Source organism: Kitasatospora sp. NPDC032150 (assembly GCF_055579945.1).
The window spans coordinates 79,702-101,099 of record NZ_JBVIMH010000019.1 but is presented as its reverse complement, the minus strand read 5'-3'; the positions used below and the strand labels follow the sequence as shown (position 1 = coordinate 101,099).

Below are 21,398 nucleotides of genomic sequence, written 5' to 3'. Positions count from 1 at the left end.
CGCGCGCTCCTCGGGCCGTGCGACCCCAACAGCGGGGCTTGTCGTCGGCAGGGTGCCCGGCGGGCCCTTGACGGGCCGTCCGGGGCGACTGCCGGTGGGCAAGGGGCCGCCGGATGCGTGCCGGGGTGCCGTGGGATCAGGGGCAGCGGACGATCTGGCCGGCGTAGGAGAGGCCGCCGCCGAAGCCGAAGAGCAGGACCGGGGCGCCCTTCTCGACCTCGCCGCGTTCGAGCGCGCCGGTGTCACCCCCGAACGGCGCGGGCGCGGCCGTATCAGTAGAGTCGGTATTACCCGATTCGTCCGGGGGAAGCCGCTGGTTGGGCTCGCGCGAGCTCGGTTGTGGTGTGTGCCGAGCCCCGGGCTGCGGATCCACCGGCCGGGGCCCGACACGGGGGCGGGGCGGGTCCCGCGGATTCCCGCGGCCGGCGCCCCGGACGTCGTCGACGGTAAGCCGCATACAGGTCAGAACCTGTCCGCTACCTCCGTCATGCTGGCCACCATGACGGACACCTCCGCACGCCTGCTGAACCTGCTCTCCCTGCTGCAGACCCCACGCGAGTGGCCGGGCAGCGAGCTGGCCGAGCGCCTCCAGGTCACCCCGCGCACCATCCGCCGTGACATCGAACGGCTGCGCGACCTCGGCTATCCGGTGGAGGCGACGCGCGGTCCGATCGGCGGCTACCGCCTGGTCGCTGGTACCGCGATGCCGCCACTGCTGCTGGACGACGAGGAGGCGGTGGCGATAGCGGTCGGCCTGCGCACGGCGGCCGGCGCGGCGGTCGAGGGCGTAGAGGAGGCATCGGTGCGGGCGCTGGCCAAACTGGTCCAGGTGCTCCCGTCCCGGCTGAGGCACCGGGTCGGCTCGCTCGGCGCCGCCACCGTACGGTTGGACGCCGGCGGTCCGCGGGTCGACCCGGAGACGCTCACCGTGCTGGCCTCGGCGGTCGCCGCCCGGGAACGGATCCGCTTCACCTACCGGGCCGGCTGGGGCCGGCCCCAGGGCGCCGCCGACGAGACCCGCCGCCTGGTGGAACCGCACCGACTGGTCGCCGCCGGACGGCGCTGGTACCTGGTCGCGTACGACAACGAACGGGACGACTGGCGGATCTTCCGGGTCGACCGCCTGCGCGACCCCCTGCCCACCGGGGCCCGGGTGCCGCCGCGCGAACTGCCCGCCGAGGACGCCGCCGTATACGTCGCCCGCAAACTCGCCGACCTGACCACGACCTACACCGCCGTGGTCACCCTGCACTCCCCGATCGACCGGGTCCCGTGCTGGCTGACCGGCCCGTCCGACCGGCTGGAGCCGATCGACGAGCACACCTGCAGGCTGCGGGCCAGCTCCGAGTCGCTGGACTGGCTGGCGGTCCGACTGGCCATGCTGGGCTGCGACTTCGAGGTCCACGAGCCCGCGGCCCTGCGCGACCGGCTCGGCGCCCTCGCAGCCCGGGCCGCCGCCGCGGCGGCCCCGGGAGGAACGGATAGCCGAAGGGCCCGCCGGTGCCGAAAGCGATGAGCGACAAGCGACCGAGGAACGAGGGAGTGCGGGCCCCTCCTGCCCAGTGGTGGGCAAGGAGGGCGAGCGAAGAGCGTCGGCGCCGGGTCGGAGGGCCCGGAGGCGAGCGGGCGGCGGCAGAGCCGCGCGGGTGACGGGCACTGTCCGGAGGGCGGTCCATGGGTCTACCGTGCGAGAGCCGGACAAAATGCCGACTGGACGGCGAAGGCGCGCGGCCGGGCCGCGGCCGTCGGATACTTCCAGTACCGACCTGGGCCCAGGTGGGGCTCCGAGCAGCAGGGACGGACGCCATGCGGCAGAACCCCGAGAACCCCGAGTTCCCCGAGGACTTCGACGATTTCGCCGACGAATCCCCGCTCGTCCTGGAGACGGAGGACGAGGAGCGGGACATCGACGGCCACCCCGGCGACGACTTCGAGCAGCTGCGCGAACGCCGCTCGCTCGGCTCGGACGACGCCAATGACGCGGACGCGGTCGAACAGGCCCGCATCGTCGAACTCGACGAGGACGAGTACCGCTGACGGACTCCGGCCGCAGGGACCGGCCGTGCGGCACCCCGGGCCCGGTGGGCCCAGGTGGCGCGCGGTGGTTCGCGCGCGCCGCTAGAGCGCCTTGCGGCGCTGGAGCCAGGTGAAGGCCAGCCAGCCGGGGAGGATCGGGAGCAGGAAGGTCAGCACCCGGAGCAGGATCACCGCGGCGAGCGCGGTGCCCTTGTCGATCGAGGCGGTGCCGGCCAGGGCCGTGGCGAGCAGGCCCTCCACCACGCCGGAGCCGCCGGGGGTCGGGGCGGCATTGCCGGCGGCGTTCCCGGCCAGGTAGGCGACGGCGGTGGCGGCGAAGGCGGGCCGTGGTCCGACGGCCCGGGTGCAGCAGTACAGGCAGGCGACCAAGGTCATCGACACCAGCATCTGCCCGACCAGTCCGATGACAAGCTTGCGGGGCTGCTGGAGCAGGTCGAGCAGCCGGGGCAGTACCTCGGCGCGCAGCGGCCGCAGCAGTTTGGCCAGCCGCCCGCGCACCCAGGGCACGGAGAGCGCCAGCACCATGAGGACGGCCAGCACCGCCAGCGAGGCGAGCAGGACGGGGGATTCCGGGAGTTCGGCGCCCTCGCCGTGGCCGAGCAGGGCGCTGAAGACCGCCAGTTGCAGCAGATGCAGCGCCGCCCCGATCAGCTGGGACGCGCCCACGCTGGACAGCGCCTGCGCGGTCGGCACGCCGCCGCACTGCAGGAAGCGGGTGTTCAGCGCCACCCCGCCGACCCCGCCGGGGGAGACCAGCCTGACGAAGGAGCCCGCCACCTGGGCGGCCAGCGCGCGCCGGAAGCCCAGCCGCTCCGGGACGAAGCCGACGAAGCCCATGGTCGCCGCGAAGTGGCTGGCGACGGCGGCCAGCGCGGCCAGTGCCAGCCAGCCGGGGTCCGCGTGGGCGACGGTGGAGATCGGGTCGGTCTTCGAGCTGAACATGAACTGCAGCAGCAGGTAGCCGGCGAACACCCCGGCGACCAGGGCCAGCAGGGTGCGCGGGCGCAGCCGCTCCAGCCGTACCGGTTCGACCGGGGCCTGGGGCCGCCCGCGCAGGGTCTCCTCCCGGAGCGCGGCGAGCAGTTCGGGCCGGCCCTTGAGCGCGTTCCGGGTGCCGCGCGGCAGGGCGATCGGCTGGAGCAGCGGCAGTGCGGCGCCGATCGAGGCCGCACCGAGGAGCGCGGTGCCGGTCGTCACCGCGCGTTCGGCGCCGGCCCGCAGGGCCAGGGTGGTGAGCAGTCCGGCGACGTCGAGGTGCAGCAGCAGCTCGCCCGCGGCGATCTCGCCGTCGGTGAGCCCGACCAGGTGGACCGCGCCGTCCGGACCGACCAGCACGTTCTCGGGGGCGAGGGCGCGGTGGGCGATGCGGCGGCGCCGCAGCAGGTCCAGCTGCCGCCAGGCGTCGTTGAGCACCTCGTCGGTGACTTCGGTGTCGTCGAGTTCTGACAGGGGCCGGCCCGGGAGGTACTCGTAGGCGACCAGGGCGCGGTCGGCGTCGAGTTCGGTGGTGGCGGCCAGGCGGCGGGTGCGGGCACCGGCGGCGGAGGCCGCGTACGCGAGCAGGGCCTCGTGCTCCAGGCCGGAGCGCAGCGAGCGCAGGCCGCGCGGCCCGCGCGGGCGAGGGGCGGTGCGCAGCCGCAGGAGCAGCCACAGCCGGTGGAACAGGCCGGTGGCCTGGGCGTGGCGGTCGAGCAGGTGGACGTCCAGGTCGGGGCGTCCGTCGTGCTGGGTGACCAGGTAGCGGAAGGAGCCGGTACGGCGGGCGAGGTCCGGGCGGGCGCCGGCCTGGCCGAGCGCAGTTCGCAGCTGCTCGGTGCTCGGGCGGACGACCGGGGTCCCGATCGCGTACACGGTGCCGTGGGCGGCGGCCCAGCCCACCAGCAGGGCCAGGACCAGTGAGAGCGGGGTGGCCCAGCCGGTGATCAGCCCGGACAGCCCGGCCGTGGCGAGGGTCGCGGTCAGCGCGGCGCGCCAGCGGGGCAGTCCGACGAGATCGGCGGCGGTCATGAAGGCGAGGACGGGTGCCAGGTGCCCGTAGACGGCGTCGGTCCGGCCGAGGCCCTCGGGGGCCGCGTGGGTCAGCGTGGCGAGGTCGCCGAAGACGGTGTCGAGACCGAGCGAGAGCCCGTACGCGACCACGGCGGCGAAGACCCCGTCGGCGGCCCGCAGCCCGGCGCGGCGGGCCAGCCGGTCGACGGAGAAGGCGAGCGGGACGAGCAGCAGCGCGGCGCCGGAGACCACCGAGGCGAGCCGGCCGGGTGGCCAGGGGACGTGTTCCGCACCCTCGGCGACATCGGCCTCCAGGCCGTTGGTGGTGCCGTGGGCGCCCATGGCGAGCAGCAGCACGAGTGCGGCGGCGGCGAGGCCGAGCGCGCAGCGGAACAGCGAGCCGGGGTAGCGGATCCGCCGGACCTCGGGAGAGGCCGCGTCGTCCCCCGCCCGTGTTCGCCTGTCGTCGCGTATCACCGTTGCCACCCGGCGCATGCTTCCACAGATGCGGTTCGGCGCACGGCCGACGGTCAGGTGTGTCGTTGCCGCCGGGACGGCCGGCGGCCAGGCGCCGAGCGGAGACCGTGACGGGCCGAAAGGCTAGAATCCGGGACATAACGTCCCATGCGCCCGCCCTGCCGCGCACTCCGCCGCGACGAGTGGCCGCCGGAGGGAGGTCCACGATGACCAAGCAACCGTCGGGCAAGATGACCAGGCTCCGCCGTGGCACCCAGGAGCTCCTCGAACGCCGCGGCATGGCTGCCAATCCCCGCGGGCTCCCGCCCGTCCTCGGCGCCGGGACACCGAAGGCGACCCAGTCCGGGCCGTACTTCGGCGACGCCGTCTTCAGTCACGGCGGCCGCCGCGCCGCCGACTCCGCCGGCCCGCTCCAGGGATCGGCGCACCACGCCGAACTCCCGGGCCACCGCCACCGCGGCGCGGAGAAGCACTCCGCCCACTGACCCGGAGGACGCGCGGGGTGGTGCCCGGTGGCCGGTGCCGCCCCGTACGGATGCCGCACGCCCTGCCCGGCGGCGCGGTGGGAGTGGGAGAGTGGGCGCGCACACCGGTCCGCGACACCTCCGGAGGGACAGCCCATGACGGACACCCCGCTGCTGCAGACCCGCGACGAGTGGCTCGCCTCGCTGCGCCGCGTCTACGCGGCCTCCGGCTGCCTGATCAGCGACCCCGAGGGGCGGCTGCTGATCGTGAAGGCCGGTTACCGGGAGCACTGGCAGTTCGTCGGCGGCACGGTGGACCCGGGGGAGAACCCCGAGGAGTGCGCGAAGCGCGAACTCCTGGAGGAGACCGGCATCGTGAAGGAGCCGGGCGCCCTGCTGGCCGTCGGCTGGACCCACCCCTCGGCCGAACTCGACCACCCGGCCTGCCACTTCCTCTTCGATCTGGGCACCATTCCCGCCGACACCCCGGTCGTCCTGCCGCCCGGCGAGCTCGACGCCTACCGCTGGGCCGCCCCCGAGGAGGCCCTCGTCCTGCTCGGCCCGAGCCGGTCCCTGCGCCTCGCCGCGGGCCTCGCCGCCCGAGCGGACGGGCGCACCCGGGTGCTCACCACGCCGATGGTGGGCTTCTGAGCACGAGCCGGCCGGGCGGACCGGGCCGCGGCCGGGTGCGCCGGGCTCCGGTGCGGGCGGTGCTCAGGGGAGGCGTCGCCGGCCGGGCCGGTACGGGCTAGGCCGGCTTGCGCCAGACGTACGCGGCGGAGACCGGGTGGTGGCGGTAGCGCTCCCACTTGGGCTTCAGGGCGACCCAGGCGTCGTCGACCACGGACTCGTGCATCTCGGCGAGCTGCCACCCGGCGGCCAGTCCGGCCGTGAGGTGGTCGCTGACCAGGTGGACGTGGGTGGTGATGGCGACCGGTGAGCCGTCCGCGCCGTCGAAGTGGGTGGGCATCCCGGCGGCCATGATGAAGTACGGGTGCAGGCCCACCAGTACGCACAGCCCGCCCGGCCTGGCCAGCCGGAACGCCTCCCGGTACAGCGGGGCCAGGTCGGCCAGGTGCTCGTCGACCAGGGAGGAGACCACCAGGTCGTACGCCTCGCCGGGCAGCCCGGTGGCGGCCAGGTCGGCCTCGACCAGCCGGTCGTGGACGCCCTTGGCGCGGGCCAGTTCGAGCATCTCGGGGGTGAGGTCCACCCCGTCCACCGCGCCGACGCCCCGGTCGCGCAGCCAGACGCCGGTACGGCCGGTACCGCAGCCGAGGTCGGCGGCCCGCGCGGCCGCGCCCCAGTCCGGTACCGCCAGCCGGGCGAGGACGGCGAGGTCCATCGCGTCCTCGACGGTCCGCTCGTAGCTGCCGACCCACTGGCCGTACCCTGTGCGGACGTCCACCATCGGATAGCCGCGGGAATCGAAATCTGCGAATTGCACCATGCCGGGAGTATTGACGGTCCGGTGCTCCGACGGCGAGTGGATTTGGTGTCGCTGGCCTGAAGTCAACTCCAAGGCGGTGCATCGAAGTTGCGGATCACGTCCTGGCCCGAGGCCGAGGTCCCGTCGGAACTCCGCGCGCAGGTGTGGGAGTTGCAGGAGCAGGCCTGGCCCAGCGGCGGGCCCGATCCCGGGCTGAGCCACGACCCGGCGCTGGATCCGCGGTCGATGTTGCTGGTGGACGACGGCGGCCGGGTGCTCGCCGCCCTCGACCTGCTCTCCAAGGAACTCGCCCACGCCGGGGAGGTGTTCACCGCCCGCGGCCTGAGCTGCGTGGTGACCGACCGTGCCCACCGGGGCCGCGGCCACGGCAGGCGGCTGGTCGCCGCCGCCCGCCGGGCCGTCGAGGACAGCGGTGCGGACCTGGGCCTGTTCACCTGCGACCGGGCCCTCGGGGGTTTCTACGAGAGCGCGGGGTGGGAGGCGCTGCCGGGAACGGTGCTGGTCGGCGGCACCCCCGAGGACCCCTTCCCGAGCGATTCGCCCGGCTTCGACAAGGTCACCATGGCACGGTTCTGCTCCCGGCGGGCCCGGTCGGCCAGGGACGGCTTCGTGGGTGCCAGGATCGCCCTCCACCCGGGCACCGTCGACAGGCTGTGGTGAGCGCGGCCCCGGTGTCCTCAGCCCACCAGTCTGGCCCGTAGGGCGGCCAGGTCGCCGGACGCCAGGTAGCGGTCCGGGTCGAACCCGGCCAGCGTGTCCAGCAGCGCGTCCTCGGCGGTGGTGCCGGCCCGGGCCAGCAGGTCCTCCGCCGCCCGCTCCTGGTCCGGCCGGCCGAGGATGCCCCAGAGCGGGCGCAGGTTGGCGGCACTGAGCAGGTAGTCGGCGACGATCTCGCCGGGTTCGGTCCGGGCCGCCGCCAGCAGGACCAGTGCGGCCAGACCGGTCCGGTCGCGCCCGGCCTTGCAGTGCACCACCACCGCTCCCGGACGGGCCGTCGCGACCGCGGAGACCAGGGAGCGCACGGCGCCCGCGCAGTGGTCGAGGTAGGGGCGGAAGGCGAGCGGTGTGCCGTCCAGCTCGCCGAACCGCTCCCACCAGGCCGCCCCGGCCAGCCGGTCGAGCGGGACCCGGACCAGGTCGACGCCCTCCGGGTGAGGCAGGAGCGGCCGGTACTCCGGCTCGTCCCGCAGGTCGACCACCGTACGCACGCCGTAGTCGGCCAGCGCCGCCCAGCCCTCGGCGGTGAGCATGTCGAGGTTGTCGGCGCGCACCACGGCGCCGCGCCGGGTGCGGCGGCCGTCGGTGGTGGACAGGCCGCCGAGGTCCCGTACGTTCAGGCAGCCGTCCCAGAAGAGCCGGCGGTCGGCCGGCAGCTCGGTCTTCATTTGGTTGTTCCCCCTTGGGCGGGAGCTGTTCGCTCCCCGTCCACCAGGACACCCGGGGAGTGCGGATCGGTTCCGGGCGCGGTCAGAACGTCCACAGGTCGCGGCCGAGGGTGTCCCGGCAGCGCACCCGGCCGAAGCGTTCGTCCCGGGCGGAGAGGAAGCCCTCGGCCGCCCCCTGCAGGACCTCGCGCGCGACCGGGTCGCTGCGGCTCCAGGCGCCGATCAGCACCAGGTCCCCGTCCACCAGCTCGGCGCGCTGGATCCGGGCCACGGCGGCGATGAGCAGGGCGGCGTTGACCTCCTCCAGCTCGGCGGCGGAGAGGTAGGCCGCACTGCCCGCACCGCCCGCCCGCGCCTGTTCGAGTCGGCGGCGCAGCTCGGGCAGGCCGTAGTGGCGGACGGCGGCGATCGAGTCCTCCACGGCCACCAGCCAGCGCGGCCCGGCCGCGATCTCCCACCACACCTCGCCGCCGACCGGCAGCAGCTCGCCGATCGAGGAGCGCCAGTGCTCGGCACCGCCCGTCGCGGCGGACAGGCTGAGGTCGAAGGTGTACCGGACGGCGTGCTGGCTCACGGTGCCGAACCGGATGCCGAGCAGTGCCCGGTACGTCTCGTCGGGGAGCCGGAAGACGTGCTGCTCGCCGCCGGTGAAGCCCATCGACCGGAGGGACGGCGCGATGTGCGTGCGCAGCCCCTCGGCGAACAGGTCCTGGGCGGTGGTCATCGCGTTGTCCCGGTGCTGGCTGGGCGTGCGGTCGCGCTGGGCCGGGCGTGGAGGCCCGGTGTGCCGCCGGGCGGGGAAGCCCGGTGTGCCGCCGGGCCCGCCCGGGGACGGGGCGCGCCCCTCCCTGCCAAGGTATGACCGGGGCGGCCGGGACGGCACCGGCCGACGACGGCACCGGAGCGGACGTGGGTCCCACCGGCCGGGGCCTCCCTCCGCCGTCCGCGTCCACGCGGCCGGTCCGGGCCGCCCGGCGCGCATGATCGCGCGCCCCCGGCAGACGGCTCCCGCCCTGCCGGGTCACCCCTCGCCTCTGGGGCACCCCACCGGGATGGCGCATGATGTGGCGGGTGCACAGTGCAGAACCACACGGGACGGGCGCCGACCACCTCGCCGGCGACCAGATATCACCCAGCCGGCCGGGCCCGCCGGACGATCCGCTGCCCGCCCGCCGTACGGCCGACCTCACCGCCGCCGTACAGGCGGCCCAGCAGGGGGACGAGGACGCGTTCCGACAGCTGTTCCGCGCCGTCCAGCCGGGGCTGCTCCGCTATCTGCGGGTACTGGTCGGCGGCGGACCCGAGGACGCCGAGGACATCGCCTCCGAGACCTGGCTGCAGATCGCCCGCGACCTCGGCGGCTTCAGCGGCGACGCGGACGGCTTCCGGGGCTGGGCCGCCACCATCGCCCGCAACCGGGCCATGGACCACCTGCGCCGCATCCGCCGCCGTCCGGTCGCGGACCTCCCGGTGGAGTACCTGACCGAGCTGGCCGCCGCCGAGGACACCGCCGGGACGGCACTGGCCACCGTCGCCACCTCCGACGCGCTGGCCCTGATCGCCCGGCTGCCCAGGGACCAGGCCGAGGCGGTACTGCTCAGGGTGGTGCTCGACCTGGACGCGACCGCCGCCGCCCAGGTGCTGGGCAAGCGCCCCGGCAGCGTGCGGATGGCCGCCCACCGGGGGCTGCGCAAACTGGCCAAGCTGCTCGACCAGGCCGGCGGAGCCGCCTCGGGCGTACCCGGACGGACCGCCTCGGCGACGCGCTGGGGCCCGGGACGGGGACCGGACGGCGGGCCGGAGCCCGGGCTGGAAAAAAATTCCTCGAAGAATTCCGCGCAGGGTGTGACACACGCCGGAGCAGCGACGCTGAAGGACATGAGATGAGCACCAACCGATCCCGCCGGATCGACCGCAGCGCCGCCGAGCAACTGCTCGGTGGCGCCGAGGTCGGCACGTCGGCCGGTCAGGCCCCCCTCACTGGTCATGCCGCCCTCGCCGGGCTGCTCGCCGCCGCTGCCGCCCCGGCCGCGGCGGGTGACGCGCAGCAGGCGGACGGCGCACTGCCCGGAGAGGAGGCGGCACTGGCCGCGTTCCGGGAGGCCCGTCGCAACCCTGCACCGCTACCCGGGAGACGAACGATGGCGAGCACCGCGCTGGCGCGGGCCTTCAGTGCGAAGGTCCTCGCCGCCGTGTTCGCCGCCACCACCCTCGGGGGAGTGGCCGTCGCCGCCGGTACCGGACATCTGCCCGGGGCACTGGGCGGCCGGCCCGCCGCGGCCGGTCCCACCGCCGCGCGTGCCACGGCGTCCGCCTCGTCGGCCACCGCCCACCACGTCGGTGCCGGTGCCACCGCCTCCGGACAGCCCCGGCCGAACGGTTCCGCCTCACCGGCCGCGGACCGGGCCCCGGAGGCGAGCACCGATCCCGGCGGCAACCCGGCCGGCGACCCGAGCCAACCCGCCGGGCAGGTCCCGGACGCCGTGGCCGAGCGGTCGGCCGAGCTCTGCCGGCTGTACGCGGACCGGCTGGTCGGCGGAGCGGCGGCCCGCACCGTACTCGCCGACGCACGGCTGGCCCCGCTGGTCGCGGCCGCCGGTGACGTGGACCGGGTGGACGGCTACTGCACGGCTGTCGCCGCCAGGTCCAAGGGCGACGGCGGTGGCAACGGCGGTGGCAACGGCACGACCCCGGCCCCGGACCGCACTAAGGACCTCAAGGACGAGCTCCCCACCGAGCCGCCGACCAAGCCGGGCCAGCCGACCCGGCCCGGCGGCGGGTCCGGGGGGCACGACACCGGCGGAGGCAACGGCCCTGGCAGGTGACCCCTAGAACCCCGGACGGACGGTGTGCGACATTCCCCCCCGGGCACACCGTCCGTCCGGTGAACCGCTGCACCAGTGAACCGAAGTACCGGACCAGCAGTACCCGGTAGCAACTCCCAAGCTCCGGGCGGTCGGTGGGCTCCCCCGTGTCCACCGCACGCCCGGTTCGACTCCGGACGGCCGACGGCGCACCCCCGGGCCCGTCGGCCGCCCGGACCACCCCGCCGGTGGAGCGTCAACTCCCCGGCACCGGGCGGTCGGTGGGCTTCCCCGTGTCCACCGGCCGCCCGTGTCACCGACCCCCGGCATGCTGCGGACCGCACAATCGGCCGCGCAGTCGCCAGGCGAAAGGCCCGGCCATGACGACGAGTTGGACCGCAACGGACGAGGCAGTGAGGTGTCACCCGACAGTGGACGCCATGCTGCGGGACTACGCGGTGCCGGACTATGCGGCGCCGGACTACGCGGCGCCGGATCACGCGATGCCGGGCCACACGGTGGCGGACCGGGCCGCGCCGGACGACACGGTGCGGATCGACCGTGTGCCGTCACCGTCCGCCGAGTCGGCGCCATCCGACGCGCCGGTCTTCGTGGACTCCTCGGGCCGCCGCCAGCGCCGGGTGAGGCGACTCGGCCGACTGGCCGCCGTCCCCGCCGCCGGCTACCTCGCTCTACTGGTCAGCAGCGCGCTCGGCGGCCCCACGGTCAACGCCCCCTTCCTCCCCCAGTCGCCGGCGCAACAGGCAGGCCGGCCTCCGGTCGCGCCCCAGCCGGTACCGAGCTCGGAGCCGAGTACAGCACCAGGCGATCCCGCGGCCTCCAGTACGACCGGACCGAGGCCGTCCGGGCCCGCGGCCACCACCGCCCGCCGCGTTCCGGGAGCCCCCGCAGCCCCCGGAGCCCCGGCCGCCGGCCAGGCAGCCCCCGGAGCCCCGGCCGGACCCGGCCCCTCCACGGCGCCCGCAACAGCGCCCGCCCCGAGCGCCACCGCGAGCCCGACGACTCATGGCCACCCGAGCGCCACACCGTCGCACGCCCACCCGACCAAGACCGCCTGACACCCGACGACCGTCTTCCGAGCCGCCCGCCCCGACCCCCGGCCCTGCACCCCCGACCGAGGACCGAGTGACCACGCCGACCCGTACCGCCCCCCGACGCCGAAGCCGCGGCAGGCGCGGCACGGTGCGCAACGTCCCGCTGCGCACCCACTGGCTGCTGCTCACCGTACTGATCACCACGCTCTCGGCAGCGCTCCTGCTGCAGGGCTACACCCGGCACATGTACGGGCAGACCGCCGACGGGGCGGCCCTGAGCCAGGGCAGCGACGCCGACGTCCCCCCTGTGGTCCACGGAGGCGGTCCGGTGATCGACCCGGTCCCGGCCGGCTCGGCCACCGGGCCCAGCACCGCCCGGCCCGCGGCCGGGACCATCGCGCTCACCTTCGACGACGGCCCCGATCCGCGCTGGACCCCGCAGATCCTGGACGTACTGCGCCGCCACAACGTGCACGCCACCTTCTTCGTAGTCGGGACCCAGGTCGCCGACAACCCCGGGCTGGCCCGCCGGATCCTGGCCGAGGGCAACCAGATCGGAATTCACACCTTCACCCACACCGATCTCGGCAGCGTCGCACCCTGGCGCCGCTCGTTGGAGCTGCGCGAGGCCCAGCTGGCCCTGGCCGGCGCCACCGGGCGGACCAGCTCACTGCTCCGCCCGCCGTACTCCTCCTCCGCCGAGGCGCTGACCGACACCGACTGGCAAGCTGTCCAGCAGGCCGGCCGGGAGGGCTACCTCACCGTGCTGACCACCCTCGACAGCGAGGACTGGCAGCGCCCGGGCATCGAGAAGATCCTCACCAACGCCACCCCGCACGGCACCGACGGCCAGATCCTGCTGATGCACGACGCGGGCGGCGACCGCAGCCAGACCGTGGCCGCGCTCGACCAGCTGCTGCCCAGGCTGCAGGCGGCGGGTTACCGCTTCGCCACCGTCGGTGACGCGGTCGGCCTGTCGAACCCGGTGAAGGCGGCCGGCACTTCCGACCGCTGGCAGGGACAGGCACTGATCGCCGCCATGACGGCCGGCGACTGGGTACTCGGGACCCTCGACTGGCTGCTGTACGCCGCGGGTGCGGTGAGCGCCCTGCGCGCGGTGGCCGTGCTGGTCGCCGCCCGGCGGCACAGGCGGCTGCGCGGCCGCTCCTGGGGTCCGCCCGTCACCGAGCCGGTCAGCGTCATCGTCCCCGCCTACAACGAGGTGGCCGGCATCGAGCCGGCCGTCCGTTCGCTGCTGGACTCCGACCATCCGGTCGAGGTGATCGTGGTGGACGACGGCTCCACCGACGGCACCGCCGACCTGGTCGAGTCGTTGAACCTTCCCGGCGTCCGGGTGATCCGGCAGGAGAACGCGGGCAAGCCCGCTGCGCTCAACACCGGTATCGCCGCCGCCCGGTCCGAGCTGTTGGTGATGGTGGACGGCGACACCGTCTTCGAGCCGGACGCCGTCCGGATGCTGGTGCAGCCCTTCGCCGACCGGCGGGTCGGCGCCGTCTCGGGCAACGCCAAGGTGGTCAACCGCGGTGGGCTGTTGGGCCGTTGGCAGCACATCGAGTACGTGGTCGGCTTCAACCTGGACCGCAGGCTCTTCGACCTGGCCGAGTGCATGCCGACCGTGCCCGGTGCGGTCGGAGCCTTCCGCCGTTCCGCCCTGCTGCGGGTCGGCGGTGTGGGCGAGAGCACCCTGGCCGAGGACACCGACCTCACCATGGCGCTCTGCCGGGCCGGTTGGCGGGTGGTGTACGAGGAACGGGCCAAGGCCTGGACGGAGGCCCCGGCCTCCCTCGGCGCACTGTGGCGCCAGCGCTACCGCTGGTGCTACGGCACCCTGCAGGCGATGTGGAAGCACCGCGGCGCGCTCGTCCAAGGGGGCCAGGCGGGCAAGCTCGGACGACGCGGCCTGGGCTATCTGCTGATGTTCCAGGTGCTGCTGCCCCTGCTCTCCCCGGTGGTGGACGTCTTCGCCCTGTACGGCCTGGCCTTCCTGGACCCGGTACGGGTCCTCGGCGTCTGGCTCGCCTTCCTGGTGCTCCAGCTGGCGATGGCCGGCTATGCCTTCCGACTCGACCGTGAGCGGCTGGGCCCGCTCTGGAGCCTGCCACTGCAGCAGTTCGTCTACCGGCAGCTGATGTACCTGGTGGTGATCCAGTCCGTCTGCACGGCGGTGGCCGGGTCCCGCCTGCGCTGGCAGCGCATGCAGCGCTACGGCAGCCTGCAGGCGCCGAGGTGATCCACTTCCCCCCGCGCGTCACTGTCCTCGTCCTCCGGGTCCGGCTGGTGCTGCTCCGCGTGCTCGGTGTCCGGTAGTCGCGGCGTGTGGCACGGCTGCCCGGAAGGCGCACACGGTCTGCGAGAACACCACACGGTCGAGTTGGTTATCGTGCACAGGTGCACCAGCGGCCCGAAGTCTCCGGCCGGTGGACCCGAGGGGAGTGGTGCCAGGTGATCGGACGTGCGCTGAACGGGCGTTACGTACTGGAGGAGATAATCGGCGTCGGTGGGATGGCCACCGTCTGGCGCGGCCACGACCGGGTGCTCGGCCGTGCGGTCGCGGTCAAGGTGCTCAACGGCGGCCTGGCCGACGACCCGCGCTTCGCCGAGCGCTTCAGTCGCGAGGCCCAGCACGCCGCGATGCTGGTCCACCCGCGCATCGTCACCGTCTTCGACTCGGGCGTGGACCAGGGCTCCCCGTACATCGTGATGGAGCTGGTGCACGGCCAGCCGCTCAGCCGCTTGATCGCCGAACTCGGACGCCTGCCGGTGGAGCGGTCCGTCGGTGTCGCCGCCGCCGTCTGCGAGGCGCTGGAGGTCGCCCACGCGGCCGAGATCGTGCACCGGGACATCAAGCCCGGCAACATCATGATCACCCAGGACGGCGGGGTGAAGGTGGTGGACTTCGGCATCGCCCGGGCCGGCTCCTCCAGCTCCCGGCTGACCCAGACCGCCTCGGTGGTCGGCACCGCCGCCTACCTCTCGCCCGAGCAGGCCACCGCCGCCCCGGTGGACGGCCGCTCCGACCTGTACGCGGTCGGCTGCGTCCTGGTCGAAATGCTCACCGGCCGGCCGCCGTTCGACGCCGAGACCCCGGTCGGCATCGCCTTCAAGCACGTCAGCGAGCAGCCCGCCCCGGTCGCGGCGCGCCGCCCGGACGTACCGCCGGCGCTGGACGCGGCGGTACTGCGGCTGCTGGCCAAGAAGCCCGGAGACCGTCCGGCCGATGCGGCCGTCGCCCGGTCGGAGCTGCTGGCCGCCGTCCCGGTGGCCGCGGCCACCGACCGTACGGCTGAGCTGCTGGCAACCAACGGGCAGGGCGCCGAACTCTTCGCCGCCACCCAGCTGCTGCCCCCGGTCACCGGAGCACCGGCCCAGGCGCCGGGCCAGGGGCACGTCGACGCGCAGCGCACCGCCGTACTTCCGGCGGCGGCCCCGCCGCCGTTCGCCCGGCCCTCGTTCACCCCGCCGGGCGGACCTCCGGCGTCCGGGGCCGCCACCTCGTTGATGGAGCCCGTGCCCGCCCACGACGAGCCCGTGCCGCAGCGCCGCAGACGACCGCTGGTACCGATCGCGATCGGGGTCGCCGTGGTGGCGGGCGTGGTGGCGGTCGCCGCCTTCGCGCTCGGCGGGTCCTCCGGCAGCTCGGCTCCGGCCGCGGCGCCGAGCGGTAACCCGCCGACCGCGGTGGCGCCCTCCCCGGCCGCCGCGGCCACCACCCCGACGCCGGGCACCACGACCAGCGCCCCGCCCAAGAACGGCCCGGCCGCCGCACTGGCCGCGCTCCGCGCCGACGTGGCGGCGCAGCCGTTCGGCAAGGAGAAGGACAAGCAGGGCGAGCTGCTGGACCGGCTGGACACCGCGGCACAGGCGATCGCCGACCACCGGCCGCAGGATGCCGAGGCGGTGCTGCGCGGTGTCCAGAAGACCGTCAAGGACCTGCCCAAGAAGCACGCGGTCGACGGCGCTACCACCCAGAACTGGCAGAACCGCCTCGGTGCACTGGTCAACACGCTGCACGGCCAGCAGTCGCGCGACCGCAACGCGAACAACGGCGACGACTGACGCGGCGTCCGGTCGGCATCCGGTCCGCCGGTGCCGCCGCACGGGCCGCTCCGCCACCCGCTCACGCCGGCCGGTCGGTGGCGGTGGCCCCCGCGGTCAGGAACGGAAGCGTCCGCGGTCAGGAACGGAAGCGCCGGAGCCTCCGGCCCGTCAGCTGACGGGCCGGAGGCTCCGGGTGAAGTCGTGGTGGCCGGCTCAGGCGGTGGTGGCCGACCTGTCGGTCTCGGCGGACTTGGCGATGTTGGTGGGGCTCACCGCCGGGCGCGGCTGCTCGGTGGCAGTGCTGGTGGCCGTGGAGTTCTGGGCCGTCCCGTCGGTCGGAGTCTCGTCCTCGCGCAGCGCCTTGGTCTCCGCCTTCAGGATCCGCATGGACTTCCCGAGGCCACGGGCCATCTCGGGCAGCTTCTTCGAGCCAAAGAGCAGAACGATGACAGCCAGCACCACGAGGAGGTGCCAGGGCTCCAGACCGTTGCGCAGCATCCCTGACCACCGGTCCCTTCGGATATCTCGCCGTTATCAGGGCCGGGCGGGCTTGCCCGACTCGGCCAGTATGCCTGGCGCGAGCGCAGAACGTATACACCGGTCGGGAAACGGTGGTCAAAGAGCGGGTGTCCCGCAGGTGGGGCGGGGTATGTGGTCTCGACCACGTTCGGGCGGGCCGCCTGTCCGCCGGTCCCGCACCCCGGCTGCCGCACCCCGCCCGACCGGCTGGCCGGCTCGCTCCGGTCCGCCGGCCGCACCGGGGCGGCGAGCGTGCGGTCTGAGATCTCATCAGGTCGGGGCGGGTGGGGAGCCGTGTTGACGGCCGGGCACCGGGGTGGCCGGGGCGCGGGGCGCGGGGTGCGGCGGTGGGGACGTGGGGAGCGGCCGTCCGGGACGGCCGCACCGCACGGTCGTGTGACTCGGGTGTCTTGCTCTACTGTCCAAGACGGTCGTCCAGCGCTGGAATAGCATCGGGCCATGGGAAATCGCGAGGATCTGCTGGCGGGGGCCAAGCGCTGCCTGTACGAGAAGGGCTACGGGCGCACCACCGCCCGGGACATCGCCGCGGCCGCCGGGGTCAGCCTGGCCGCCATCGGCTACCACTACGGCTCGAAGGACGCCCTGCTCGTCCAGGCGATCATCGAGGCTATGGGTGAGTGGGGTGAGGAGGTCGGCAGGCTGACGGCCGGGGCGCACGGCGCCGCCACCCCCGAGGAACGCTTCGTCGCCGTCTGGGACCGGGTGCTGGAGAGTTTCGTCGAGCACCGTGACCTGTGGGCGGTGCAGCTGGAGGTCGCCACCCGGGTGGCGGACTCGCCGGAGCTGCGGGAAGCGTTCGCGGCCACCCAGCGCGAGGCGCGGCTCGGACTCTCGGCGATCTTCCAGGGGCTGGCGGAAGTGCCCGACGTCCCCGAGGAGCTGGCCAGGGGCGCCTTCTACCAGTCACTCCTGACCGGGCTGGCGGTCCAGTGGTTCGCGACCCCCGACCAGGCCCCGGACGGACGGGAGATCCTGCGCGGGTTGCGGCTGGTCAGCGGGACGGTCCTGGACGCGCCGGCGTCCTGAGCCCGACGCGGGCCGGACGGTTGCTCCGGAGGCCTGACGGCTCTTCCGCCGCGCCGCCGCGCCGTCCCGCCGCGCGGTCAGTAGGTGACGGCGGTGAGCAGCACCACCGAGTCCTGGTGGGCCAGCAGGCCGTGCCGTTCCTGCGGGATCGGGCGCAGGTGGCCGGCCCGCAGCTCGATCCGCCGGCCCGAGACGGTCAGCGACACCCGTCCGCGCAGTACCTGGATGCTGGCGGCGGGCGGTGCGTTGTGCTCGTCCAGTGAGGTCCCGGCCGTCAGGGCGATCACGGTCTGGCGCAGTACGCCGTCGTGGACCAGGAGGTGCGCGCTGCGGCCGTGCGGGTCGGAGGCGGCCTTCGCGGCGTGCTCGTCGGCGAGTGCCACCAGATCGGCGGGGGTGTCGGCGGGAGCTGGGCCGGCCATCGCGTCCTCCTGGTTCGCGGCCTACTGCTGGAGGGACCCCCGAGCGCGACCCTAGGCGGCCCGCTCCGCGGACGGCAACCGTGCACCCGGCCCGGACCAGCCGCGTGCGGTAGCCGGGCACCCGGTCCGGTCCATCGGCGGACGGCTTCCGGGTGCGGACGGCACGCCACTCTTGGATGGTGGATGCCATGGCGAACCATCAGAAGTTCATCAGTGGATTCCAGGTCAACCGGGGCATGCTCACCGCCGGTGCCGCGCTCGCCGGGATCGGCGCGCTGATCGGGCTGACCGGCACGGTGCTCGTCGGCGTGGCGTTGGCCTCGGCCGGACGGGGCTGGGTGCAGCAGCTGGAGACCTCACCCAGTGAACTGGCGGCCCGCGCCCTCCAACAGGCCAAGGCGGCCTCCCAAGCGGGCCTCGAAGCCTGGCGCGCCCAGGCGGCGGCCGGTCCGGCGGACTGACCGGCCGTCCGGCTCACGTCGCGCCCGGAACGGCGCCCTGCGCGATGACCTCGGCGCGCAGGGCGCGCTTGACGATCTTCCCGGTGGGGTTGCGGGGCAGTCCGGTGCCGCGCAGGAACACGTGCGCGGGCACCTTGAACGAGGCCAGCCGGGCCGCGATGTGGTCGCGCAGCCCGTCCGCGTCGACGCCCGCGCCCGGCCGGAGCACCACCACGGCGGCCACCTCCTCGCCGAGTACGGGGTGCGGCACGCCGATCACGGCGGCGTCGGCGACCTCCGGATGGTCGAAGAGCACCCCCTCGACCTCGATGCAGTAGACGTTCTCGCCGCCGCGGATGACCATGTCCTTCAGCCGGTCGACGATGTAGACCTCGCCGCCGTGGAGGCGGGCCAGGTCGCCGGTGCGGAACCACCCGTCGGTGAAGGCGGCGGCGGTGGCCCCGGGGTTGTTGCGGTAGCCGCTGAAGACCGGCTGCCCGCGCAGCCAGAGCTCGCCGATCTCGCCGTCCGGGAGGGCGGCGCCCGTGGGGCCGGCGATCCGCACCTCGACGGCGGGAGCGGGGCGGCCGATGCTGTCGGGCTGTTCGACGTAGCGGGCGCCGAGGTTGGCGATCACGCCGCCGCAGGTCTCGGTGAGGCCGTAGCCGTTGCGGGCCTCCACCCGCCCGCCGAAGCGGCGGGCGATCCGCCGGGCCAGCTCGGGCGGGGCCGCGGAGCCGCCGGTGCTGATCGCCCGCATCGTGGGCAGCTCCTCCCCGGCGGCGTCGGCCGCGTCCAGCAGCCCGAGTGCGGTGGCGGGGACCCCGTAGTAGGCGGTGATCCGGTGTCCGGCGATCAGCCGGAGCGCCTCGGCGGCATCCCATTTGCGCATCAGGACCACGGTGCCGCCGCTCGCCATCAGCGGGAACAGCGCGGTGAACGCCGCGACGTGGAAGAACGGGTAGGTCATCAGCGCGGTGTGCGGCGGCACCGCCACCGGGTCCACGTCCGCGCAGAGCATCGCGCTCAGCGCGAAGAAGCGGGGGTTCTGCGCCGCCGCGCACCAGGCCCGGTGGGTGGCGGAGACTCCCTTGGGGCGACCGGTGGTTCCCGAGGTGTAGATGAGCGTGGCCTGGTCCTCGGGGGAGAGCTCGACCGGTGGGAGACCGGCCCCGGACGCGGCCGGGCCGTCGAGCGGCGGTTCCTCCAGCCGGTCGTGCCCGAGCCCCGGGGCCCCGACGGTGAGCAGCGGTACTCCATGGGCGGCGGCCCACCGCTCGGTCCGCTCGGCGCGCTCGCGGTCGGCGACGATCAGCCCCGGTTCGCAGTCGTTCAGCGCGTACCCAAGCTCCTCGCGCTCCCACCAGGCGTTCAGCGGTACGGCGACCAGCCCGGCCAACTGGGTGGCCCAGAAGGCGATCTGCCACTCGGGGAGGTTGCGCATGGCGATCACCACCCGGTCGCCGGGCCGCAGGCCGTACCTGGTGCGGTACCGGTGGGCGAGGGCGGTGGCGGCCGCGTGGTGCCCGGCGTAGGTCAGCTCGCGGGAGCCGGCCAGCAGGAAGGGGCGGTCGTCGTGCGCGAGGGTCGCGTCCAGCAACTCCCGCAGGGTGCGCGGGCCTTGGCGGTAGTGCGGGCCGTCAGGGGTGTCGGCGGTGGCGAAGGGGGCGCCGGGTGCGCTGAGCGCGGCCTGGACGCGGACGAGCTTGGCGAGCGCGGGTGTCATGGCGTCCTCGGTGCGTCGGCTCTCGGAAGACCGGTCGGTCTAAGGTCGCGAAGGGGCCGGCAGCGGGCCCATGGGGGAAGCCCGCTACCGGGGACGCGGCGGTCCGGTGGGGGACGGCCGCCGCGCCTCCCGGGCCTACAGGCCCAGGGACTTGGCGATGATGGTCTTCATGACTTCGCTGGTGCCGCCGTAGATCCTGAACACCCGGTTGTCGGTGTAGAGACGGGCGATCGGGTACTCCAGGATGTAGCCGTAGCCGCCGTGCAACTGAAGGCACTTGTCGATCACCTGGGAGGCGGACTCGGTGCAGAACAGCTTGGTCGCCGCCGCGTCGGCGACCGTCAGTTCGCCGTTCTGGTAGAGCTCGAGCGCCCGGTCGACCATCGACTGCTGGGCCATCACCTGGGCCTGGCAGTCGGCCAGGGTGAACTTGGTGTTCTGGAACTCGGCCACCGCCTGGCCGAACACCTTGCGGTCCTTGACGTAACCCACCGCGAAACGCACCGCGGCCGCGGCCGAGGCGTACGCGCCCACGGCGATCGCCAGCCGCTCCTGCACCAGGTTGTGGGTGAGGTAGTCGAAGGCCTTGCCCTCCTCGCCCAGCAGGTCCTCCACCGGCACCTTGACGTCTGTGAAGGAGAGTTCGGCGGTGTCCGAGGTGCGCAGGCCGATCTTCTGGAGCTTGCGGCCGACCGCGTAGCCGGGGGAGGTGGTGTCGACGCAGAGGATCGACAGGCCGGCCCGGCGGTCGGCCGGGTCGTACGGGGAGGTGCGGCAGACCACCAGCACCAGGTCGGCCAGCACGCCGCCGGTGATGAAGGTCTTGGCGCCGTTGAGGACGTAGTGGGTGCCGTCCTCGGAGAGCTTCGCCGTGGTGCTGATCCCGGCCAGGTCCGAGCCCGCGCCCGGCTCGGTCATCGCGATCGCCGTCATGATGTCGCCCGAGACGAAGCCCGGCAGCCAGCGCCGCTTCTGCTCCTCGTCGGCGTACTCCAGCAGGTAGGGCAGCACCAGGCCGGTGTGCACACCGGAGGAGCCGAAGGTGACGCCCGCGCGGGCGCACTCCTCGCTGATCACCGCCTGGTACTTGAAGCCGGTCTCGCCCGCGCCGCCGTACTCCTCGGGTACCTCGATGCCGTAGACACCCAGTTCGCCGAGCTTGCGGTAGAAGTCGCGCGGCGGGTGGCCCTCGGCCTCCCAGCTCTCGTAGACCGGGACGACTTCCCTGGCGATGAAGCTCCGGATGGTCTCCCGGAACGCCTCGTGGTCCTCGGTGAACACGGTGCGGCGCACGGCGGCGCTCCCTTCGTGGTGCCCGTTGATCGCCCCACAAGTTAATCGCTGGTAGCCATGGCTGTCCAGCATCGGAGCACTTCTTTCTCGCTGATCGGGGAGGGGGAAGTGAATCCTTGCTAACCTGTGGCGAATCATCGAGGTGTGGTGTTGCCGCGATTCACCGAACCGGTCCGCTGCGGGGAGCACGGACCAGCGGGGTGCGGCACCCGGGCCGATCGCGAGGGGAGT

21 protein-coding genes are annotated in these 21,398 nt (G+C 74.3%); 12 read left to right on the top strand and 9 right to left on the bottom strand.

What is annotated here, in order from left to right; genetic code table 11:
* Positions 1-136: 136 nt before the first annotated feature.
* Positions 137-373: a 3-oxoacyl-[acyl-carrier-protein] synthase III C-terminal domain-containing protein gene (locus ACZ5ON_RS22640; RefSeq protein ID WP_465595511.1), complete on the bottom strand. Its 237-nt coding sequence runs from the start codon at positions 371-373 to the stop codon at positions 137-139.
* A gap of 126 nt (positions 374-499) precedes the next feature.
* Between ACZ5ON_RS22640 and ACZ5ON_RS22635 the strand changes: the two genes are divergently transcribed.
* Positions 500-1,516 carry a helix-turn-helix transcriptional regulator gene (locus ACZ5ON_RS22635; protein WP_465595508.1) on the top strand — a complete coding sequence of 339 codons (1,017 nt, stop codon included), beginning with the start codon at positions 500-502 and terminating at the stop codon, positions 1,514-1,516.
* A gap of 290 nt (positions 1,517-1,806) precedes the next feature.
* On the top strand, positions 1,807-2,037 hold the full coding sequence (locus ACZ5ON_RS22630) for a hypothetical protein (protein ID WP_465595505.1): 231 nt from the start codon (positions 1,807-1,809) through the stop codon (positions 2,035-2,037).
* 81 nt (positions 2,038-2,118) lie between these two features.
* Here ACZ5ON_RS22630 and ACZ5ON_RS22625 read toward each other — a convergent pair whose 3' ends face one another.
* On the bottom strand, positions 2,119-4,512 hold the full coding sequence (locus ACZ5ON_RS22625; protein ID WP_465595503.1) for a lysylphosphatidylglycerol synthase transmembrane domain-containing protein: 2,394 nt from the start codon (positions 4,510-4,512) through the stop codon (positions 2,119-2,121).
* 197 nt (positions 4,513-4,709) lie between these two features.
* Here ACZ5ON_RS22625 and ACZ5ON_RS22620 point away from each other — a divergent pair, with 197 nt between their 5' ends.
* Entirely contained in the window at positions 4,710-4,988 is a 279-nt protein-coding gene (locus ACZ5ON_RS22620; RefSeq protein ID WP_465595500.1) for a hypothetical protein, read from the top strand.
* A 135-nt stretch (positions 4,989-5,123) separates the two neighbouring features.
* The gene (locus ACZ5ON_RS22615; protein ID WP_465595497.1) at positions 5,124-5,618 is read left to right on the top strand and encodes an NUDIX domain-containing protein; all 495 of its coding nucleotides are present in this window, start codon (positions 5,124-5,126) and stop codon (positions 5,616-5,618) included.
* A gap of 97 nt (positions 5,619-5,715) precedes the next feature.
* Here ACZ5ON_RS22615 and ACZ5ON_RS22610 read toward each other — a convergent pair whose 3' ends face one another.
* Positions 5,716-6,417, bottom strand: coding sequence for a class I SAM-dependent DNA methyltransferase (locus ACZ5ON_RS22610; protein WP_465595494.1), 702 nt, complete (start codon positions 6,415-6,417; stop codon positions 5,716-5,718).
* A gap of 87 nt (positions 6,418-6,504) precedes the next feature.
* Here ACZ5ON_RS22610 and ACZ5ON_RS22605 point away from each other — a divergent pair, with 87 nt between their 5' ends.
* Positions 6,505-7,077, top strand: coding sequence for a GNAT family N-acetyltransferase (locus ACZ5ON_RS22605; protein ID WP_465595491.1), 573 nt, complete (start codon positions 6,505-6,507; stop codon positions 7,075-7,077).
* 17 nt (positions 7,078-7,094) lie between these two features.
* Here the strand turns inward: ACZ5ON_RS22605 and ACZ5ON_RS22600 are convergent, their stop codons facing one another.
* A complete protein-coding gene (locus ACZ5ON_RS22600; RefSeq protein ID WP_465595488.1) occupies positions 7,095-7,802 on the bottom strand; it encodes a tyrosine-protein phosphatase in 708 nt (235 codons plus the stop codon).
* Positions 7,803-7,884: 82 nt separating this feature from the next.
* Positions 7,885-8,526, bottom strand: a complete 642-nt coding sequence (locus ACZ5ON_RS22595; protein ID WP_465595486.1) for a hypothetical protein — start codon at positions 8,524-8,526, stop codon at positions 7,885-7,887.
* Between the two features lie 338 nt (positions 8,527-8,864).
* Between ACZ5ON_RS22595 and ACZ5ON_RS22590 the strand changes: the two genes are divergently transcribed.
* The 5 genes from ACZ5ON_RS22590 (at position 8,865) to ACZ5ON_RS22570 (ending at position 15,738) form a co-directional block, all read left to right on the top strand.
* Positions 8,865-9,689: an RNA polymerase sigma factor gene (locus ACZ5ON_RS22590; RefSeq protein ID WP_465595611.1), complete on the top strand. Its 825-nt coding sequence runs from the start codon at positions 8,865-8,867 to the stop codon at positions 9,687-9,689.
* Positions 9,686-10,627: a hypothetical protein gene (locus tag ACZ5ON_RS22585; protein ID WP_465595483.1), complete on the top strand. Its 942-nt coding sequence runs from the start codon at positions 9,686-9,688 to the stop codon at positions 10,625-10,627. Before ACZ5ON_RS22590 ends, ACZ5ON_RS22585 begins: the two co-directional genes overlap by 4 nt.
* 419 nt (positions 10,628-11,046) lie before the next feature.
* Entirely contained in the window at positions 11,047-11,685 is a 639-nt protein-coding gene (locus tag ACZ5ON_RS22580) for a hypothetical protein (RefSeq protein WP_465595480.1), read from the top strand.
* 67 nt (positions 11,686-11,752) lie between these two features.
* Positions 11,753-13,912 (top strand): bifunctional polysaccharide deacetylase/glycosyltransferase family 2 protein, encoded by a 2,160-nt coding sequence (locus ACZ5ON_RS22575; RefSeq protein WP_465595477.1) that lies wholly within the window; start codon positions 11,753-11,755, stop codon positions 13,910-13,912.
* 212 nt (positions 13,913-14,124) lie between these two features.
* The gene (locus ACZ5ON_RS22570) at positions 14,125-15,738 is read left to right on the top strand and encodes a protein kinase domain-containing protein (protein ID WP_465595474.1); all 1,614 of its coding nucleotides are present in this window, start codon (positions 14,125-14,127) and stop codon (positions 15,736-15,738) included.
* A 195-nt stretch (positions 15,739-15,933) separates the two neighbouring features.
* On the opposite strand, the gene tatA is transcribed toward ACZ5ON_RS22570, so the two are convergent.
* Entirely contained in the window at positions 15,934-16,218 is a 285-nt protein-coding gene (gene tatA / locus ACZ5ON_RS22565) for a Sec-independent protein translocase subunit TatA (RefSeq protein WP_465595471.1), read from the bottom strand.
* 480 nt (positions 16,219-16,698) lie between these two features.
* Here tatA and ACZ5ON_RS22560 point away from each other — a divergent pair, with 480 nt between their 5' ends.
* Complete coding sequence (locus ACZ5ON_RS22560) at positions 16,699-17,286, top strand: TetR/AcrR family transcriptional regulator (RefSeq protein ID WP_465595468.1); 588 nt, start codon at positions 16,699-16,701, stop codon at positions 17,284-17,286.
* A 77-nt stretch (positions 17,287-17,363) separates the two neighbouring features.
* Here ACZ5ON_RS22560 and ACZ5ON_RS22555 read toward each other — a convergent pair whose 3' ends face one another.
* The gene (locus tag ACZ5ON_RS22555; RefSeq protein WP_465595465.1) at positions 17,364-17,708 is read right to left on the bottom strand and encodes a cupin domain-containing protein; all 345 of its coding nucleotides are present in this window, start codon (positions 17,706-17,708) and stop codon (positions 17,364-17,366) included.
* A gap of 188 nt (positions 17,709-17,896) precedes the next feature.
* On the opposite strand from ACZ5ON_RS22555, the gene ACZ5ON_RS22550 reads away from it, so the two are divergent.
* A complete protein-coding gene (locus tag ACZ5ON_RS22550) occupies positions 17,897-18,169 on the top strand; it encodes a hypothetical protein (protein WP_465595462.1) in 273 nt (90 codons plus the stop codon).
* 13 nt (positions 18,170-18,182) lie between these two features.
* Here ACZ5ON_RS22550 and ACZ5ON_RS22545 read toward each other — a convergent pair whose 3' ends face one another.
* Both ACZ5ON_RS22545 and ACZ5ON_RS22540 read right to left on the bottom strand, forming a co-directional pair.
* A complete protein-coding gene (locus ACZ5ON_RS22545) occupies positions 18,183-19,874 on the bottom strand; it encodes a class I adenylate-forming enzyme family protein (RefSeq protein ID WP_465595459.1) in 1,692 nt (563 codons plus the stop codon).
* Positions 19,875-20,009: 135 nt separating this feature from the next.
* Entirely contained in the window at positions 20,010-21,167 is a 1,158-nt protein-coding gene (locus ACZ5ON_RS22540; protein WP_465595608.1) for an acyl-CoA dehydrogenase family protein, read from the bottom strand.
* Between the last annotated feature and the right edge of the window lie 231 nt (positions 21,168-21,398).